The organism is Novosphingobium sp. B-7 (assembly GCF_000410615.1).
GTDB classification, from domain to species: Bacteria; Pseudomonadota; Alphaproteobacteria; order Sphingomonadales; family Sphingomonadaceae; genus Novosphingobium; species Novosphingobium capsulatum.
Genome location: NZ_KE148371.1, coordinates 28,615 through 31,676, shown reverse-complemented (window position 1 = coordinate 31,676; position 3,062 = coordinate 28,615). Strand labels below are relative to the sequence as shown.

Genomic DNA, 3,062 nt, shown 5'->3' with positions numbered 1-3,062 from the left:
ACCTGGCATGTACAGCAGATGGGCGATGGCGCGGGGCCAGTGGCGCTGCTGCTGCACGGCACCGGCGCGGCCACGCATAGCTGGCGCGATGTGATGCCGCTGCTGGCGCGCGATTATACCGTGGTGGCGCCCGATCTGCCCGGCCATGGCTTTACCCAGGGGCGCCCGCAAGGCGGGCTGACACTGGTGGCGATGGCGCGGGCGGTGGATGATCTGCTGGGCGCGCTGGGCCAGGTGCCGGCGGTGGTGGTGGGGCATTCGGCCGGCGCGGCGATCGCCCTGCAACTGGTGCACGGGCGGGGGGATGACGTGCCGGTGGTGGGCCTCAACCCCGCGCTGATGCCCTTTCCGGGCCTGGCGGCGCAGCTGTTTCCCTCGCTGGCGCGGATGCTGTTTGTCAACCCGCTGGTGCCACGCATGCTGGCGGGGATTGCCCGCCTGCCGGGAGAGCCGGAACGCTTTCTGCGCCGCGCCACCGGCTCTGCCCTCGATGCCCAGGGCCTGCGCTGCTATGCCGCGCTGCTCGGCAATGCCGGCCATTGCGGCGGGGCGATGGAAATGATGGCCAGCTGGGATCTCGATACCCTGAGTCGCACTTTGCCGGCGATTACCGCGCCGGTGCAGCTTGTGCATGCGCGCGGCGACGTGGCCGTGCCGCTGGCCTCGGTGGAAAAGGCCGCCGCCCTGCTGCCCCATGCACGGCTGGAGGTACTGCCTGGGCTGGGCCATCTGGCGCATGAGGAGTGGCCCGACCTGGTCGCGGCCTTGATCCACGCCCATGCCCGGCAACAGCGGGAGACCGTGGGATGAGTGGATGGAGCCAACATTTCGGCTGGGTGGAAATCGTCTTTACCGCCGCGATCGCCATCGGTTTTGGCGTGTGGCAGCTGTGGTCAGTCAACCGCGAAATCCGCCATGACCGTGCGCGCAAGGCCGAGCAGGAGCGGGCGGATGCCAGCGATGATGGGGCGCCGCCGGCTGTTTGAGCAAAGATTTCGCGCAGAGGCGCAGAGGCGCCGAGAAAATCTGAATCTCCGCGCCTCTGCGCCTCTGCGCGAACCAAATTATGTTCGGCACTGCCCGTCGTAGACGTGCGCGCGTTGCGTCAGAAGAGAACAGCTGGACCCCGGATCAAGTCCGGGGTGACGAAGAGCTATGTGTAACCCTGGCCTATTCCACCCGTGGAATGCGATAGGGCAGCATGAATTGCACGATCGGCGAGGAGAAGCGATCCATGTCGAGGCTTTCCTGGACCGAGACGACTGGTTCGCCCAGCAGGGTGGAGCGCAGGGTGGAGCGGGAATAGAACGGGGCGTCTTCCCAGGTGCGCACCACGCTGGCGTGGCCGCGATCGGCGCGGGTCTTGCGTTCCATTTGCCATAGCGTGTTGGGCAGGGGCGCCACGGGTGGCAGTTCGGCCTCTTCGTGCGGGGTGCCATCGGCGGCAAAGCGCAGGGCGCTGGCAAAGGGGCGGCCGTCGCGGCGGATGCCTTCGTAGAATACGAAAGAGCCGTGGCGGCCATGCGCGCGTGACCAGTGCCAGACGCGAAAACCCTGTTCCAGTGCCTCACTGCCGAAGTTGGAATCGAGATAGGCGCTGCCCTGCCAGGCCAGCCCGGGCTGCTGCATCGTCACTTCGATCCGCGCGCGCGGGGCAAGGCAGTGCCAGCGGTGCCGCCCTTGTGGGTCGAGCGCAAAGGCCTTGGCGTTCATCGCCTCGGGAATGACGCGCACACGCCCGGCCACGCGGCGCTGCCAGGGCACGCCGACGCGCTTGTCCATTTCCTCGATCTCGATTTCCAGCGCGTCGCCGGTCCAGCGCATGGCACTGGGGCCGATCTGCAGGCAATCGGCGTTGCGCCGCACCGCGCCGCGCCCGCGCTCGGTCATTGTCCAGCGCGCGCCGGGGCCATAGAGCGCGACGTTGAGCGCGCAGTGATCCAAGGGCGTGCCCCGGCCACTTTTCTTGTAATAAGGGGAAAACACGCTGCCGATGAAGGCGATGATCGTCAGCCCGTGGCGCCCGCACTGGCTGATGGCATCGACATACCACCAGCCATAGCCACCGGGTGGAATCGCCGCATCGAAGCGAGGTCTTGCAGCACTGCCCGGCTCGCCAGCCGTGCCGACAAGGCGGCCATCGGCACCCCCGCTCCGGGGTGGGTGCTTCCACCCGCGCAATAGAGCCCAGGGATCCGGGTCCGCGTGCCCTGCCGCAGGAATGACGCCGCCCAGCCGTGCGAGGCCCGTCCATAGATCGCTCCGCCGGTCGAGGGCAAAAAGGTCTCGAACTCGTTCGGCGTCAGCAGGATGCGGGGACAATCCGTTTCCAGCTCCAGCCCGCAGCGCTGCAGCGTCTTGCGCATGGCCAAGGTGCATTGGTCCCTCTCCTTTTCGCTATAGGCGTGGCTGTCGCCGTTGGCCGGGGCATTGACGATGATCTGCAGGCGCTCGCGCCCGCCGGCTTGCGGATTGTCGCCATCGCGGTCCTGCGCGCAGACATAGACGCTGGGATCGGTGGGCGGGCGGCCGCCGCGAATATCGCTGAACTCGCGCGGGTAATCGGGCGAGAACAGCACGTTGTGCCGTTGCAGCGCAAAGCCGCTGGTTTTGGCATGGGCGAGCCAGACCATGGCCGAAAGCGAGCGGTGGCGCGCGCCATGACTGCTGACCGCCATGGCGCCGATCGGGCCGAGGCGCCCGGCAGCAAGCGCTTCGGGATCGGCATTGGTGATCACGGCATCGGCTGGCACATGCTCGCCATTGGCAAGCACCACACCCGAGGCGCGGCCATTGTGCGTTTCCAGCATGGCCGCCCCGGTGCCAAAACGGAACTGCGCGCCATGGCGCTGCGCCAGGTTCATCAGCGCTTGAGCCAGCGCGCTGATGCCGCCATCGATCAGCCACACGCCCTGCGCCTCGACATGGGCGATCAGCATCAGCGTGGCCGGCGTGGCAAGGGGCGAGGAGCCGCAATAGGTGGAATAGCGCGCGAAAAGCTGGCGCAACCGTTGATCGGCAAAGTGCTCGCCCAAGACCTTCCACAGGCTTTCATAAGGGCG

4 protein-coding genes are annotated in these 3,062 nt (G+C 67.4%); 2 read left to right on the top strand and 2 right to left on the bottom strand.

Annotated features, from left to right (window positions below):
* On the top strand, nucleotides 1–810 hold an 810-nt coding region (gene bchO, locus H926_RS27905; RefSeq protein WP_043609792.1), incomplete at its 5' end, for an alpha/beta fold hydrolase BchO.
* Nucleotides 807–986: a hypothetical protein gene (locus H926_RS0115160; protein WP_022677068.1), complete on the top strand. Its 180-nt coding sequence runs from the start codon at nucleotides 807–809 to the stop codon at nucleotides 984–986. The genes bchO and H926_RS0115160, both read left to right, overlap by 4 nt.
* A gap of 184 nt (nucleotides 987–1,170) precedes the next feature.
* Here the strand turns inward: H926_RS0115160 and H926_RS0115155 are convergent, their stop codons facing one another.
* Together H926_RS0115155 and H926_RS27900 are read right to left on the bottom strand one after the other, a co-directional pair.
* Complete coding sequence (locus H926_RS0115155; RefSeq protein ID WP_237741066.1) at nucleotides 1,171–1,986, bottom strand: hydroxyneurosporene dehydrogenase; 816 nt, start codon at nucleotides 1,984–1,986, stop codon at nucleotides 1,171–1,173.
* Nucleotides 1,987–2,009: 23 nt separating this feature from the next.
* The coding region (locus tag H926_RS27900; RefSeq protein WP_237741065.1) for an NAD(P)/FAD-dependent oxidoreductase at nucleotides 2,010–3,062 on the bottom strand (1,053 nt) is incomplete at its 5' end.